Origin of the sequence: Caballeronia sp. BCC1704 (assembly GCF_902833455.1) — a bacterium.
Lineage (GTDB): Bacteria > Pseudomonadota > Gammaproteobacteria > Burkholderiales > Burkholderiaceae > Caballeronia.
On sequence record NZ_CADFFT010000004.1, the window covers coordinates 541,779 to 555,651 of the forward strand.

18 protein-coding genes are annotated in these 13,873 nt (G+C 64.8%); 10 read left to right on the forward strand and 8 right to left on the reverse strand.

All coding sequences use genetic code 11. The features are described 5' to 3' along the window. The first annotated feature begins 130 nt into the window (after positions 1-130). Together HWX53_RS22255 and HWX53_RS22260 are read left to right on the forward strand one after the other, a co-directional pair. A complete protein-coding gene (locus tag HWX53_RS22255) occupies positions 131-1,345 on the forward strand; it encodes a cyclopropane-fatty-acyl-phospholipid synthase family protein (protein ID WP_175944896.1) in 1,215 nt (404 codons plus the stop codon). An 8-nt stretch (positions 1,346-1,353) separates the two neighbouring features. After that, positions 1,354-2,430, forward strand: coding sequence for a DUF72 domain-containing protein (locus HWX53_RS22260; RefSeq protein ID WP_244140218.1), 1,077 nt, complete (start codon positions 1,354-1,356; stop codon positions 2,428-2,430). Here the strand turns inward: HWX53_RS22260 and msrA are convergent. Then, on the reverse strand, positions 2,420-2,971 hold the full coding sequence (gene msrA / locus HWX53_RS22265) for a peptide-methionine (S)-S-oxide reductase MsrA (protein ID WP_175944898.1): 552 nt from the start codon (positions 2,969-2,971) through the stop codon (positions 2,420-2,422). The two genes, HWX53_RS22260 and msrA, sit on opposite strands and share 11 nt — an antisense overlap. Positions 2,972-3,253: 282 nt before the next feature. Here msrA and HWX53_RS22270 point away from each other — a divergent pair, with 282 nt between their 5' ends. Continuing rightward, positions 3,254-3,766: a flavin reductase family protein gene (locus tag HWX53_RS22270; RefSeq protein ID WP_175944900.1), complete on the forward strand. Its 513-nt coding sequence runs from the start codon at positions 3,254-3,256 to the stop codon at positions 3,764-3,766. 7 nt (positions 3,767-3,773) lie between these two features. Here the strand turns inward: HWX53_RS22270 and HWX53_RS22275 are convergent, their stop codons facing one another. Next, entirely contained in the window at positions 3,774-4,271 is a 498-nt protein-coding gene (locus tag HWX53_RS22275) for an Lrp/AsnC family transcriptional regulator (protein ID WP_175944902.1), read from the reverse strand. 131 nt (positions 4,272-4,402) lie between these two features. Between HWX53_RS22275 and kynB the strand changes: the two genes are divergently transcribed. The 3 genes from kynB to kynA are packed head-to-tail and all read left to right on the forward strand — an operon-like array spanning position 4,403 to position 7,194. Further along, entirely contained in the window at positions 4,403-5,029 is a 627-nt protein-coding gene (gene kynB, locus HWX53_RS22280) for an arylformamidase (protein WP_175944904.1), read from the forward strand. 27 nt (positions 5,030-5,056) lie between these two features. Then, entirely contained in the window at positions 5,057-6,307 is a 1,251-nt protein-coding gene (gene kynU / locus HWX53_RS22285) for a kynureninase (RefSeq protein WP_175944906.1), read from the forward strand. A gap of 11 nt (positions 6,308-6,318) precedes the next feature. Beyond that, positions 6,319-7,194 (forward strand): tryptophan 2,3-dioxygenase, encoded by an 876-nt coding sequence (kynA, locus tag HWX53_RS22290; RefSeq protein ID WP_175944908.1) that lies wholly within the window; start codon positions 6,319-6,321, stop codon positions 7,192-7,194. Between the two features lie 11 nt (positions 7,195-7,205). Here kynA and HWX53_RS22295 read toward each other — a convergent pair whose 3' ends face one another. Continuing rightward, positions 7,206-7,994 carry an IclR family transcriptional regulator gene (locus HWX53_RS22295; RefSeq protein ID WP_175944910.1) on the reverse strand — a complete coding sequence of 263 codons (789 nt, stop codon included), beginning with the start codon at positions 7,992-7,994 and terminating at the stop codon, positions 7,206-7,208. A gap of 102 nt (positions 7,995-8,096) precedes the next feature. Between HWX53_RS22295 and HWX53_RS22300 the strand changes: the two genes are divergently transcribed. The 4 genes from HWX53_RS22300 to HWX53_RS22315 all read left to right on the forward strand — a co-directional run bounded on the left by HWX53_RS22300 (position 8,097) and on the right by HWX53_RS22315 (position 11,053). Continuing rightward, entirely contained in the window at positions 8,097-9,287 is a 1,191-nt protein-coding gene (locus HWX53_RS22300; protein WP_175944913.1) for an acyl-CoA dehydrogenase, read from the forward strand. Between the two features lie 287 nt (positions 9,288-9,574). After that, complete coding sequence (locus HWX53_RS22305; protein ID WP_175944915.1) at positions 9,575-9,877, forward strand: YqjD family protein; 303 nt, start codon at positions 9,575-9,577, stop codon at positions 9,875-9,877. Between the two features lie 216 nt (positions 9,878-10,093). Continuing rightward, positions 10,094-10,474 (forward strand): phage holin family protein, encoded by a 381-nt coding sequence (locus HWX53_RS22310; RefSeq protein ID WP_175944917.1) that lies wholly within the window; start codon positions 10,094-10,096, stop codon positions 10,472-10,474. Between the two features lie 69 nt (positions 10,475-10,543). Further along, a complete protein-coding gene (locus HWX53_RS22315; RefSeq protein ID WP_175944919.1) occupies positions 10,544-11,053 on the forward strand; it encodes a DUF3318 domain-containing protein in 510 nt (169 codons plus the stop codon). Between the two features lie 13 nt (positions 11,054-11,066). Here the strand turns inward: HWX53_RS22315 and HWX53_RS22320 are convergent, their stop codons facing one another. From HWX53_RS22320 to HWX53_RS22340, 5 genes are read right to left on the reverse strand one after another with little or no spacing between them, the layout of a single operon-like run. Then, positions 11,067-11,525 carry a type IV pilin protein gene (locus HWX53_RS22320; RefSeq protein ID WP_175944921.1) on the reverse strand — a complete coding sequence of 153 codons (459 nt, stop codon included), beginning with the start codon at positions 11,523-11,525 and terminating at the stop codon, positions 11,067-11,069. A 12-nt stretch (positions 11,526-11,537) separates the two neighbouring features. Beyond that, on the reverse strand, positions 11,538-12,038 hold the full coding sequence (locus HWX53_RS22325) for a pilus assembly PilX N-terminal domain-containing protein (protein WP_175944923.1): 501 nt from the start codon (positions 12,036-12,038) through the stop codon (positions 11,538-11,540). Then, the gene (locus tag HWX53_RS22330) at positions 12,035-12,814 is read right to left on the reverse strand and encodes a PilW family protein (RefSeq protein WP_175944925.1); all 780 of its coding nucleotides are present in this window, start codon (positions 12,812-12,814) and stop codon (positions 12,035-12,037) included. Before HWX53_RS22330 ends, HWX53_RS22325 begins: the two co-directional genes overlap by 4 nt. Then, entirely contained in the window at positions 12,811-13,194 is a 384-nt protein-coding gene (locus tag HWX53_RS22335; RefSeq protein ID WP_175944927.1) for a prepilin-type cleavage/methylation domain-containing protein, read from the reverse strand. Before HWX53_RS22335 ends, HWX53_RS22330 begins: the two co-directional genes overlap by 4 nt. Continuing rightward, positions 13,191-13,748, reverse strand: a complete 558-nt coding sequence (locus HWX53_RS22340; protein WP_175944929.1) for a GspH/FimT family pseudopilin — start codon at positions 13,746-13,748, stop codon at positions 13,191-13,193. The genes HWX53_RS22335 and HWX53_RS22340 overlap by 4 nt, the downstream gene beginning before the upstream one ends. Between the last annotated feature and the right edge of the window lie 125 nt (positions 13,749-13,873).

Sequence of the window (13,873 nt, forward strand, 5' to 3'; positions counted from 1 at the left end):
ATTGTAAGCACAACGTAAAGCGGGCCGCGCTCACGCGGCGCGCAGACAATCAGCCGGCGCAGCAACACGGCAGACGAACATGAAGGCGTCACGCCTTCCACCTTGATTTTCTTAGCGCGGAGAAACAAGCATGTTCTGGGAGAAGAAGCTGACGCAGTGGGTCGAGGAAGTCCGCGAGCAAGCCAACTTGCCCGCGCGCCTCGTGCTGTGGGACGGACAGCAACACGACTTCGGCCGCTTTGCCGCGCCTGCCGTGACGCTGCATGTGAAAAGCGCGACCGCGCTGCCGTATCTGCTGGAGCCGAGCCTCGACAATCTGGGCGAGGCGTATGTCAAAGGCAAGATCGATATCGAGGGCAAGCTCTCGGACATCATCAACATCGGCTATTCGCTCGCGAAGAGCACGGTGACGAATGCGAGCAAGCTCGCCCGCGTGCGACGCTACTTCAATCACTCGAAGGCGTCGGACAAGAAGGCCATTCAGTATCACTACGACGTGTCGAACGAGTTCTACCAGCTCTGGCTCGACAAGAACATGGTGTATTCGTGCGCGTACTTCGAAAACGGCGACGAAGACCTCGACACCGCGCAGATCAAGAAAATCGACCACATTCTCACGAAGATTCAGGTGCAGCCGGGCCATCGGCTGCTCGACATCGGCTGCGGCTGGGGCGCGCTCGTCATTCGCGCGGCGCAGAAATTCGGCGCGAAGTGCGTGGGCGTGACGCTCTCCGAGAACCAGTTCAAGCTCGCGACGCAGCGCGTGAAGGACGCCGGCCTCGAAGGCCAGATCGAGATCCGCCTGCAAGACTATCGCGACGTGGAAGGCCAGTTCGACCGCATCACGAGCGTCGGCATGTTCGAGCACGTCGGGCGCAAGAATCTGCCGGGCTACTTCGCGAAGATGCGCGAACTGCTCGTCGATGACGGCGTCGCGATGAACCACGGCATCACGTCGTCAGATGCGGATAGCGGCGAGACGTCGCTCGGCGGCGGCGAGTTCATCGATAAATACGTGTTTCCGGACGGCGAGTTGCCGCATATCAGCCTCGCGCTGGAGAGCATGCAGCGCGGCGGGCTGGAAGCGGTGGATGTCGAAAGCCTGCGCCGCCATTACGCGCGTACGCTCGATATCTGGGCCGAGCGGTTCGAGGCGAACGCGGACGAAGCACGCAAGCTCGTCGATGACGAGAAGTTCCGCATCTGGCGCGTGTATCTCGCCGGCTGCGCGTACGCGTTCGAGAACGACGACGTGTCGATCTATCAGGTGGTCTGCCGCAAGGCGGGCCGCAGCGCGAAGACGCTGCCGTGGTCGCGGCGCTATATCTACGAGAAGCCGCTCTGAGCCGGGAAGTGTCCGCTATAGAAGCAGGCGCGGGCGACGACGAACGGTGCGATCTGTTCGGCGCGCCCGAGCCTGCCGTCGTTGCGAAGCCGCGCGGCGTGCTGCCCGCGCCGTTGAAGCGGGAACACGAAGACATCGCGCAACGTCTGCCGGCGAGCGTGCATCTCGGCACGTCGACGTGGTCGTTTCCGGGCTGGCAAGGCATCGTGTACGGCGACGCGTACGCGAACACCACGCTTTCGCGCGATGGCCTCGCCGCCTACGCCGCACATCCGCTGTTGCGCGGTGTGTCCATCGACCGGTCGTTTTACGGGCCGGTATCGGTCGCGCAATACGCGCAATACGCGCGGTATGCGTCGCAGGTGCCGGCGCATTTCCGCTTCATCGTGAAGGCGCCCGCTTCGGTCACGGATGCTTTCATTCGCGGCGAGCGCGGCTTACCCGGCGCTGACAATCCCGCTTTTCTGAACGCGCAGATCGCCATCGACGAGTTCGTCGCGCCGTGTCTGAGCGGCCTCGGGGCGAAGGCCGGCGCGCTCGTCTTCCAGTTCCCGCCGCTGCCGGACGCGATGATCGTCGAGCCGTCGCGCTTCGTCGAGCGGCTCGCGTCGTTCCTCGCCGCGTTGCCGCCGCTCGAAGGCGAAGCGTGTTACGCGGTCGAGTTGCGCGACGCGGTCATGCTGACGCCGCGCTTCATCCGCGCGCTACGCGACGCGAACGTACGCTACTGCATCGGCGTGCATGCGCGCATGCCGGACGTGCGCCGTCAGGCGAAGGCGCTGGCGCTGCTGGATGAGGAAGACATGGGACCGCTCGTCGTGCGCTGGAGTTTGCACAGCGGCTTTCGCTATGAACAGGCGAAGGCCAAGTACGAGCCTTTCGACAGAATCGTCGATGAAGACCGCGACACGCGCGAGGCCCTCGCGGAACTGGCGGCGCGTTACGCCTTCGCGGGCCAGCCAGTGGTCGTAGCGGTCAACAACAAGGCGGAAGGCTCCGCCCCGTTGACGTGCTTCGAACTGGCGCGCGGCATCGCAGAGCGCTGCGAGCGCGCGCAGTCCGGCTCGCGCGCCGTCATGCCTTGAGGCGATGCGCGAACTTCTTGCGGAACTTGGCCACCTTCGGACCGACGACCGCCGCGCAATAACCCTGATTCGGATGCTGCGCGAAGAAGTTCTGGTGATACGCCTCGGCCGGATAGTAGTCATCGCGAAGCGGCGTCACTTCGGTCACGATCTTGCCGCCGTAGACGTCTTCGCGCTGTAGTTCCTCGATGACTTCCTGCGCGATCCTGCGCTGCTCGTCCGAATGCGTGAACACGGCCGAGCGATACTGCGTGCCGACATCGTTGCCCTGACGGTTGAGCTGCGTCGGATCATGCGTCGCAAAGAAGATTTCGAGAATCTCGCGATAGCCGATGACCTCGGGATCGAACACGACCTTCACGACTTCGGCGTGCCCGGTATCGCCGTCGCACACTTGCTCGTACGACGGATTCGCCACCTGGCCGCCCGCGTAGCCGGATTCGACGGACTGCACGCCCTCGACCGCCAGAAACACGGCTTCGGTGCACCAGAAACAACCGCCGCCGAGCGTCGCGGTTTCGAGTCTCGCTTGCTGGTTCATGCCTGCTCCTCTCAAGTGCAGCGGCCACGCCGCGGACCATCCATATTGATGCGCGAAGCCGCTTATTCAATGCCGCCGAGCTTACCGGCTTTTGCAAAGCGGCGTTGCCCACATTGCCCGTACTGGCTTATGGCGGCTCGAAGCAGCCGATTCCGCTAGAATCGAGTCAATCTCCAGCTTTTACATGGCTTCAAAAAAGGTTCGTCCGACTCGAGCGCGACATTCAGCACGACACTCGGCCTGTTCGGTGCCACAAGACCTATTCGATCGCCCACTTGCCCGATGAAACGCGCCAGAACTCCGAACTTCGATCCCACCGCGTTCCGCGCCGCGCTCGGCCAGTTTGCGACAGGCGTCACCGTCATCACCACGCGCACGGATTCCGGCCAGTTGATCGGCATTACGGCGAGCTCGTTCAATTCCGTTTCGCTGGATCCGCCGCTCGTGCTTTGGAGTCTCGCGACGCGCTCGGCGTCCATGCCGGTGTTTCGCGCGAACAGTCACTACGTCATTAACGTGCTGGCCGCTTCGCAACTGGACCTGTGCCGGCGCTTCGCGACGGTCAAGGGCGACCGCTTCGCGGGCGTCTCGCACGCGGCGGGCGACAGCGGCATGCCGGTGCTGGACGGCGCGCTCGCCTGGTTCGAATGCCATAACCGCAGCCGCTACGACGAAGGCGATCACGTGATCTTCGTCGGCGAAGTGGAACGCTGCGGCGTGCGCGAAGACGCCTCGGAGATTGCGCCGCTCGTCTTTCAGGCGGGCGGCTTCCACTCGCTCGGCCCGATCGAATAACGCCGGCTCAGGCGCCGCGCGCCGGCTGCTCGATCAGCGCCACGGGCACGCCCGCGTCGTCCTTCATGGTTTGCAGCACGATGTTCGAGCGAATGTCGATCACGCCCGGCGCCTTGTACAGCTTCGTCAGAATGAAATCGGAGTAGTGCTTGAGATTGTGCGCCAGCACGCGCAGCACGTAATGCGTGTCGCCGGTCACGACGAACGCGCCGACCACTTCCGGCCACTCGCGCACCGCCGCCGCGAACTTCTCGTGCCAGTTCTCCTGATCGTTGCGCATGGAGACGTGCACGAACGCCTCCAGTTCGATGCCCAGCCGCTCGCGGTCCAGACACGCGCGATAACTCGCGATCACGCCCTCCTCTTCGAGCAGGCGCATGCGCCGCAGGCACGCAGAAGGCGACAGCGAAATGCGCTCCGCGAGGTCCAGGTTACTGATCCGTCCATCTTCCTGCAGCACCGCCAGAATTCGGCAATCCGTTGCATCGAGCGTGAATCCGGTCACTTTTGAGTCTCCTAGCCCGTTTCCTCGAATTATGTTCTAGCCACAAACCTTTTGGGTGGTTATTTTGCAATCACTTTTCAAGATAACGCGGCTATGATTTGACGCATCTCCCCGCTCTCTGCTAGGCCGCCATGACGCTCATCGACATCTCGCCACCGATTGCCGCCGCGACGCCGGTCTGGCCGGGCGACACGCCTGTCGGCATCGAGCGCGTCTGGCGGATCGAAGCAGGCTCGCCGGTAAACGTCGCGCGTCTCACGCTTTCGCCGCACACCGGCGCGCATGCCGACGCGCCGCTGCACTACGACGAACACGGCGCGGCCATCGGCGAGGTCGCGCTAGAGACGTACATCGGCGCGTGCCGCGTCGTGCATTGCATCGGCGCTTCGCCCGTCGTGACGGCGGAGATGATCGCGCCGCATCTCGACGACGCCCCGCCGCGCGTCCTCATCCGCACCTATGACCGCGCGCCGCTCGACGCATGGGACAGCGCGTTCTGCGCCGTCGCGCCGCACACCATCGACCTGCTGGCGGCGAAAGGCGTGAAGCTCGTCGGCATCGACACGCCGTCGCTCGATCCGCAGGAGTCGAAAACGATGGACGCGCACCGCCGCATTCGCGCGCACGGCATGGCGATTCTCGAAGGACTCGTGCTCGATGCCGTCGCGCCCGGCGATTACGAACTGATCGCGTTGCCGCTCAAGTTCTCGACGCTCGATGCAAGCCCCGTGCGTGCCGTTCTGCGCCCGCTTTCCTGAATCTTCCCCGAACACATGGACTTTTCGATGAAATCTCGTGACGATGCCGCCGCCCTCGACCGCGACGACCCGCTCGCCCGCCTGCGCGACGAGTTCGCGCTCGCCGACGGTGTCATTTATCTCGACGGCAATTCGCTCGGCGTGCCGCCTAAAGCCGCCGCCGCGCGCGCCGCGAGCGTGATCGGCAGCGAATGGGGCGAAGGGCTGATTCGAAGCTGGAACACGGCAGGCTGGTTCGCGCTGCCGAAGCGCCTCGGCAACAAGCTGAGTTCGCTGATCGGCGCAGAAGAAGATGAAGTCGTCGTGACGGACACGATCTCCGCGAATCTCTTCAAGGTGCTCTCCGCCGCGCTGAAGCTCGCGAACGAGCGCGACCCGAAGCGCCGCGTGATCGTCTCGGAACGCTCGAACTTCCCGAGCGATTTGTACATTGCGCAGGGTTTGATCGAGCAGCTGGATCGCGGATACGAACTGCGTCTCGTCGATGATGCCGCCGAACTGCCCGCCGCGATCGACGAAAACACAGCCGTCGCGATGATCACGCACGTCAACTACCGCACGGGCTACATGCACGACATGGCCGCGCTGACCGAGACGATTCATCGCGCGGGCGCGCTCGCGGTGTGGGACCTCGCGCATTCGGCGGGCGCGGTGCCGGTGGACCTCAACGGCGTCGGCGCGGACTACGCGGTCGGCTGCACGTATAAGTATCTGAACGGCGGCCCGGGATCGCCCGGCTTCGTCTGGGTGCCGAAGCGTCACCAGAACGCGTTTTCGCAGCCGCTTTCCGGCTGGTGGGGCCATAAGAAGCCGTTCGAAATGGACCCGGTGTATCGCCCGGACGACGGCATCGGCCGCTTTCTCTGCGGCACGCAGCCGATCGTTTCCATGGCGCTCGTCGAATGCGGACTCGACGTGTTCCTGCAAACCGACATGCAGACGCTGCGGCGCAAGTCGCTGGCGCTCGGCGATGCGTTCATCGCGCTGGTCGAGGCGCGGTGCGGCGATTTTCCGCTCACGCTCGCGACGCCGCGCGATCACGTACGGCGCGGCTCGCAGGTGAGCTTCGAGCATCCGCACGGCTACGAAGTGATGCAGGCGCTGATTGCGCGTGGCGTGATCGGCGACTATCGCGAACCGGGCATTCTGCGCTTCGGCTTCACGCCGCTCTACACGCGCTTCGTCGATGTGTGGGATGCGGTCGAGGTACTGCGCGACGTGCTCGCGACCGAAAGCTGGCGCGCGCCGGAGTTCGCCGAACGCGCGTCGGTGACCTGAGGACTGAGACGATGAGCGAAACCAAGGGTTGTCCGTTCGGCCACGGCACGGCCGCGGCGCAAGAGAAAGACGGCTGGCACGACGCGCGGCTCGATTTCTCGGATTCGATGAGCTATGGCGACTATCTCGGCCTCGATTCGATTCTGACCGCGCAGCATCCGCTCTCGCCGGATCACAACGAGATGCTGTTCATCGTGCAGCATCAGACCAGCGAGCTATGGATGAAGCTCGCGCTCTACGAATTGCGCGCGGCGCTCGGCGCGGTGCATCGCGATGAGTTGCCGCCCGCGTTCAAGATGCTCGCGCGCGTGTCGCGCATCTTTGAGCAGCTCGTGCAAGCGTGGAACGTGCTCGCGACGATGACGCCTTCCGAGTACACCGCGATGCGGCCGTATCTGGGCGCGTCGTCGGGGTTTCAGTCGCATCAGTATCGGCAGATCGAGTTCATGCTCGGCAACAAGAACGCGCAGATGCTCAAGCCGCATGCGCATCGGCCGGACATTCTCGGCGAGGTGCAGGCGACGCTCGAAGCGCCTTCTTTCTACGACGAAGTGATTCGTCTGCTCGCGCGACGCGGATTCGAAATCGATCCCGCGCGCCTCGAACGCGACTGGACGCAGCCGACCACGCACGACGCGTCCGTCGAAGCCGCGTGGCTCACGGTGTATCGCGAGCCGTCGAAGCACTGGGAACTGTATGAAATGGCGGAAGAACTCGTCGATCTCGAAGACGCGTTCCGTCAGTGGCGCTTCCGTCATGTGACAACCGTCGAGCGGATCATCGGCTTCAAGCAGGGCACGGGCGGCACGGCGGGCGCATCGTATTTGCGCAAGATGCTCGATGTCGTGTTGTTTCCGGAGCTTTGGCACGTCCGCACGCTCCTCTGAGCGTTCACCGTTCACGCGAGCCGCGCGGCCAGCGCTCGCAGCTTCGGGCCGATGGTTTCGTGAAAATACGCTTCGTCCATCGACGATGCCGGGCCGCTGCTGCTCAACACGAGCCAGCGGCCATTGCGCTCGTCGCGAAACGGCGCGGCGATCGCGTTGACGTCGTCATGCCATTCGCGAAACGAGTAGCAACAGCCGTCGCGGGCGTAGTCCTCGATCGCGCGCTCGGCCGCCGCGACGCGCGCCGCGCCCTCCGCTCTTCCCAACTCTTCCAATAGCGCCGACCGCGCTGCGGGCTCCTGCACCGCGAGATACGCGCGGCCCATCGAGCTCGTGAGCATTGAAAGACGCGAGCCGGGCGCAAGCCCGAGCGTCAGCGCCGTCTCGCTGCGGATCGTTTCGAGATAAATCATGTCGAGCCCGTCGCGGCAGCCAAGCGACACCGCCGCGCCGATCTCTCGCGCGAGCGCGCGCATGTGCGGCCGCGCGAGTTCCAGCGTGTCCGCGCCCGCGAGCAGCGCGAAACCCAGCGACAGCACGCCGGTGTCGAGCGCGTACTTGCCGGCGGCTTCGTCGAAACGCAGATAGCCGAGCGTCGCGAGCGTGTAAGCGAGGCGATTGACGGTCGCCTTCGGCAAGCCGGTCCGCTCGACGAAATCGCGGTTCGCGAGCAGCGTGTCGCCCGGGCGAAACGCGCGCAACATATCGAGACCGCGTGCGAGCGCGACGACGAACCGCCGCTCGTCGATGCCTTCGGGCGGCGTTTTCGCGGTGGCGTAGGAGTTGGAATCGGCTTGCATCGAATGCTAAACTGAGAGTTCATTTTCAGAACATTGTTTCGCACAGCGGAACCAACGTCAAGCGCCGCGCGATGGCGCTTTTCACGACTTGAGGAGAACGCGATGGCCGACGCCGCCCGTTTCAACTGGGAAGATCCGCTGCTTCTGGATCAGCAATTGACCGAAGAAGAACGCATGGTGCGCGACGCGGCGCGTGCCTACGCGCAGGACAAATTGCAACCGCGCGTGATGCAAGCGTTCCGCGAAGAAAAGACGGATCCGGCCATCTTTCGCGAGATGGGCGAACTCGGCCTGCTCGGCCCGACGATTCCGGAGCAGTACGGCGGACCGGGCCTCAACTACGTGAGCTACGGGTTGATCGCGCGGGAAGTGGAGCGCGTGGATTCCGGCTACCGGTCGATGATGTCGGTGCAATCGTCGCTCGTCATGGTGCCGATTCACGCGTTCGGCAGCGAGGCGCAAAAGCAAAAGTTTCTGCCGAAGCTCGCGCGCGGCGAGTGGATCGGCTGCTTCGGACTGACGGAGCCGAACGCGGGCTCGGACCCGGCCAGCATGACGACGCGCGCGAAGAAAGTGCAGGACGGCTATTCGCTGTCGGGCGCGAAGATGTGGATCTCCAACTCGCCGATCGCGGACGTGTTCGTCGCCTGGGCGAAGCTCGAAGAAGACGGCCGCGACGAGATTCGCGGCTTCATCCTCGAGAAAGGCTGGAAGGGGCTTTCCGCGCCCGCGATTCACGGCAAGGTCGGACTGCGCGCGTCGATCACCGGCGAAATCGTGATGGACGACGTGTTCGTGCCGGAGGACAACCTGCTGCCGAACGTGCGCGGGCTCAAGGGGCCGTTCACGTGCCTCAATTCGGCGCGCTACGGCATCTCGTGGGGCGCGCTCGGCGCGGCCGAAGCGTGCTGGCATACGGCGCGGCAATACACGCTCGATCGCAAGCAGTTCGGTCGTCCGCTTGCCGCCAATCAGCTGATTCAGAAGAAGCTCGCCGACATGCAAACCGAAATCACGCTCGGGCTGCAAGGCGTGCTGCGCCTCGGCCGTATGAAGGACGAAGGGACGGCGGCCGTCGAGATCACGTCGATCATGAAGCGCAACTCATGCGGCAAGGCACTGGAGATCGCCCGGCTTGCGCGCGACATGCTGGGCGGCAACGGCATTTCGGATGAATTCGGCGTGGCGCGGCATCTCGTCAATCTTGAAGTGGTCAACACGTATGAAGGCACGCACGACATCCACGCGCTGATCCTCGGGCGCGCGCAAACCGGCATCCAGGCGTTCTTCTAAACGCGCAGGCCCCGATTCGCGACAAGGCCGGTCCTGGCGCGACCGGCCTTTTTTTTCGATGCGCGGCGCAGCCGTTTTGTAACTTTCGATGCGCGGCTGAAACTTTTACGGGCCAGATCGTCTCCATGCTGGACAGGAGGCCGGCGTAAGCGAGCGCCCCGCCCGCTGCGTGACCGCCGCAAGCGACTGGAACGGAACCTGCATCCGCAAGCCGCTGCAGCAAAGCCTCCTCGTCAGCGATGGCATCTTTGGTTACGATGCCCGTAGCCTCACCGATGGAGCTTTCAATGTCAGATACCAATAAGGAGCGATTCATGTCGGATATCAAAACCGTTCTCGCTGACGCCGAAGACCTGCTCAAGCAAGCCGCTGCCGCCACGGGCGAGCGCGCTTCCGAGCTGCGCGAAAGCGCCATGTCGCGCCTGAAACAAGCCAAGGAAAAAGCCGCCGACGCGCAAGTCGTCGTAGTCGAGCGCGGCCGTAAAGCGGCGCGCGCCACCGACGATTACGTTCACGAGCATCCGTGGGCGTCTATCGGAATCGCGGCGGGCATCGGCATGGTGATCGGTCTGCTCATCAATCGTAAGTAGTCGTTCCATGCTGCCCGCACGCGCGGGCAGCATTTTTTTCGCCGCAATGGCCCGAGGCTTGCTAACCCCGTAACCGATGCGGTCCTCCGGGATCGAATCAGTTCGAACTGCGATGCTCTTACCGGGCGCGCGGCTCGACTTTCGCGCCGGCTCCTTGCTTCGTGCATCGGCCGGGAAATCATCAAGCGGCACCCAACGCGCTCTCGCACCCAAACCATGACGACAGAACGGCTACCGCGCGATTCGTCCCCCGGACCCTTGCGCCGCATTGTGAGTTCCGCCTTCGCCATCTTCGAGACCCGGCTGGAACTGATCGGCATCGAGTTGCAGGAAGAAAAAGTCAGGCTGATCGGCGTGCTCTTCCTCGGGCTCGCGGCCATGCTGCTCGCCATGATGGCGCTGATCTCGCTGACAGTGCTCATCGCCATATTCTTTTGGGATACGTATCGTTGGCAGGCGCTCGGCGGCATCACGCTGCTGTATGCGGTGCTCGCCATCGGATGCGGCCTGCGCGCGCGCGGCAAGTTGAGCGATGCACCGCATCTGTTCGACGACACGCTCGACCAGTTCCGCAAGGACCGCGACATGTTCAACTAAGCGCCGCCACGCGACGCCTTTGAACGCGATCCCTTTCTTTCCACGCGAAACTTACTTGCCCGTTCGATCATGAGCCATAACGACGCCACCTCCAGCGCAGCCAAGCAGGAAGTTCAGCAGCAGCTTCGCACGCCCGGCATGCGCACGCTGCGCAAGGAATTGCTGCTTGCGCGCGCGGATGTCGAACGCATGGAACTGCGGCAGGCCACGCACGAATTGCGCGATAAGGTCGCGCATCTGCCGCTCATCGGCATGCTGGTGCCGGGAAGCCGCCCTGCGCGACGTGGCATCCGCAATACATCGCCGCGTGGCACTATTGCCGGCGTGCTCGATTCGCTGCTCGGCCGCGGCGGCGCGGGCAAGTTCAGCTTCCTGTTCAAGCAGTATCCGGTGGTCGGATCGCTCGCTTCGCTGCTGTTGACGAAGCCGGTGCGCACTCGCCTGTTGCGGGGCGCGAAGCCGCTCATCAAATGGGGCGGACTCGGGCTGGCCGCATGGGAAGGCTGGCGCATCTGGCAACAGATGAAGGCCACGAGCGTGGAAACGTCCACCGACGCCGTCGACCCGACCGTCTTCTAGTCGCATAGCCGCATCATCCCTTGCCCGCCCAGCACGCGGCCGATTTGGCCGCGTCGAGCGCCGTTGCGCCATCCGTCAGCCGATTAGACCGCGAGCCGGTCGCGTCGATGGTGAACACGCCGCATGCGTCGGCCTCCATCGGACCGGGCGAAACGGGTGCCGCTTCGATCGTATAAAAGCCGTTGGTCGCGGACTCGGGCAAGAGCGTGAGCCGGTAGACGGCCGTTCCGCTCGACGGCGCCTGATCGATGCCCGCGCTCAGCGCAACGGTGCCCGCGCCGGTCTGAGACAGTCGCGCGCTTTCCACAAACTGCACCGCCTTGAACAGCGCGGCAGCCGCGTCCAGCCGATGCGCTTTACCCACATGCGATTGATACGCAGGAATCGCGAACGTCGCGATAATCGCCGCGACGCCGAGCGCGATCATCAGTTCCAGCAGGCTGAAGCCAGCGCTTGAAGTCATTCGGCTCATCCTTGGTCCTCCTTAGAATGGTTTCCCCGCGACCCGCCGCCACTGTTGCGTGAAGGTGCCGTTCGTCGAATCGATGCGCAGTTGCAGCCAGGCTTCGGTCTGCGACGTCACGCCGAAGCCGCGCGCCGTGATCAGATACGAGGTCGTCGACGACTGACCGGAGCGCGACCACGTTTCGATCAGGCATTGCGGCGGACGCATCGCGTAAGGCCACGACGCGAATGGCGCGACTGCAATCGCCGACACGCCTTCGAACGACGCCTTCAGCCGCCAGCGTGCCGGCTCCTGATCCGCGGGGCCGGTTGACTGCAACGCCGCCGACAGCATGTGGCTGCATCGGATGAGCGCGCTGTCCGCCGCATGGAACGCCTGCACGCGCTCGCGCGCCGCGACGGTCGTGCGCGCCGCCACGAGCGACGTTTGCAGCCATGCGCTCGCCGTGACGAGGATGATCGCCGCGAGCAGCAGGACAATGGGCAGCGCCGTGCCGCGAGACAACGCGCGACGGTTCATGCCGCGCCTCCTTGATTCGCCGGAGCTGCATTGCGAATCTGCACGCGACGCCAGAACGCCTGATGCATGCGCGCATCGTCGGCGACGGCGGGCGCGCCGGTGCAATCCACGTAGTTCGTGCGGCGCTGTCTCGCGGCCGCAAAGCCTCGCACGAGCACGCACAGGTCGGCGGCGCGAAGATCGGGCCAACGGTCGCGCGGGATCGCGGACGCATCCACCGCGCTTGACGCGCCCGCTAGCCAGTACAAAACCCGAATGCGCTCGATGCCTTCGACCAGCGGCTGCGCCTGCTTGCCACTGCCCTCGCAATACAGTTCCGGCTCGCCCGTCGACGCGCTGGCCTTCGCATAGAAGCGGTTGCCGACGAAGGCATCCGCCACCGACTGGCCGATGCAATCCGTCGGCGCGCCCGCCGATGTCGGCCACGTCGAAACCGTGTCGGCTGCATAGCGCACCTGCACGCCGTCGGACCGGCTCGTCAGCGACTCGCACGACGCCGCCGTATCCGCCCCGACCACGCGCGCCTGCGAGCAGCCGAATAGCGCGGCATCGGCGCGCGTTGCCCCGAAGCCCGCCATCTGGATTTGCTGCGCGATGAGGTCGAGCGCGGACACGCCGGCGTCGTGCATGCGCGCGGCGTCGGTGGCCCGGTCGAATGCCGCGCGCTGACCGCGATACAGCGACAGCATGGCCAGCACAATCAACATGCCGAGCGCGAGCGATATCGCGAGTTCGACGAGCGTGTGGCCGCGGGCGGGAAACGAACGCGGCGTCATCGCGCGAACGCCACGGCAATGCACGACGCGAGCGGCTTCACTTGCGGCTCGGGGCACGGATCGGCGTGGTCGTCGGCGTGCCAGCTGACGGTCGCGAGGCGCACGCCGTCTGCGCGGTCGAGCACGGCGACATCGCCATCCGGCAAGGTCGAGGACGCTATCGCCTGCCATTGCGACAGGACCGCCGCGCGATCCGCGTCGCTGCGAATGCCTTCCGCGACCGAATCGGCGATGAGCGTCGCGCGCTCGCGCAGCAACGCGAGCCGCTCGCCCCTCGCGAGCGCGCTTTGCACCGCGACGATTCCGAGCGCCGTCACGGCGGCGAGCGCGAGCGCGATCATCACTTCCATCAGCGAATCGCCGCTTTGCGTCGTCTTCATGCCGATGCTCCGCAGCCGCCCTGCGTGATGCGCGGCCGCCCGCCCGCCGCGATGCGAATGCAGCGGCGCGCTGCGGCATTGCCAGCGGGATCGGCGCCGCGCGGGGAAAAGTCGAAGCTGCGAAAGCCGCCGATCACCTGACCCGACGGCGGCGTGAACGCGAGATCGGTTGCCGCGCCCGCGATGGCGATGGAAGACATGGCCGGTTCGACGCGCAGCAGCGCCGGCACGCCGTCGCGATCGACATAGAGCGCCCAGCCGCAAGACCAGTCCGTGACGCCTCCATCGCAGCCTTTGCCGGATGCGAGGCAGTGGCGCGCGGCGTCGATCCGGCACAGCGTGACGCGCGCACCGCGCCGGAGCGCTTCGGCGCGTGCGAGCGAAAGCGTCGAAAAGAACGAGCGCGCCCGGGCATCGACCTGATCGCGCATCTGCCAGGCGAAGAACGACGGCGCGGAGAATGTCGCGATGATCGCCATGACGGCCAGCACGACGCACAGTTCGACCAGCGTGAAGCCGCTTAAGCCGGCTAAGTGAGCGCGATTCATCTGCATCCCTGAACGATTCGAGTTGAAGAACGCCGAATCTATCGGGAAGCAACTCGCGCCGCCATTAGCCGAACGGCCTAGTGTTCAGGCCGGTTTTCGGCAGGCAGACTTTGCGCGGGAATGCGAGAAAA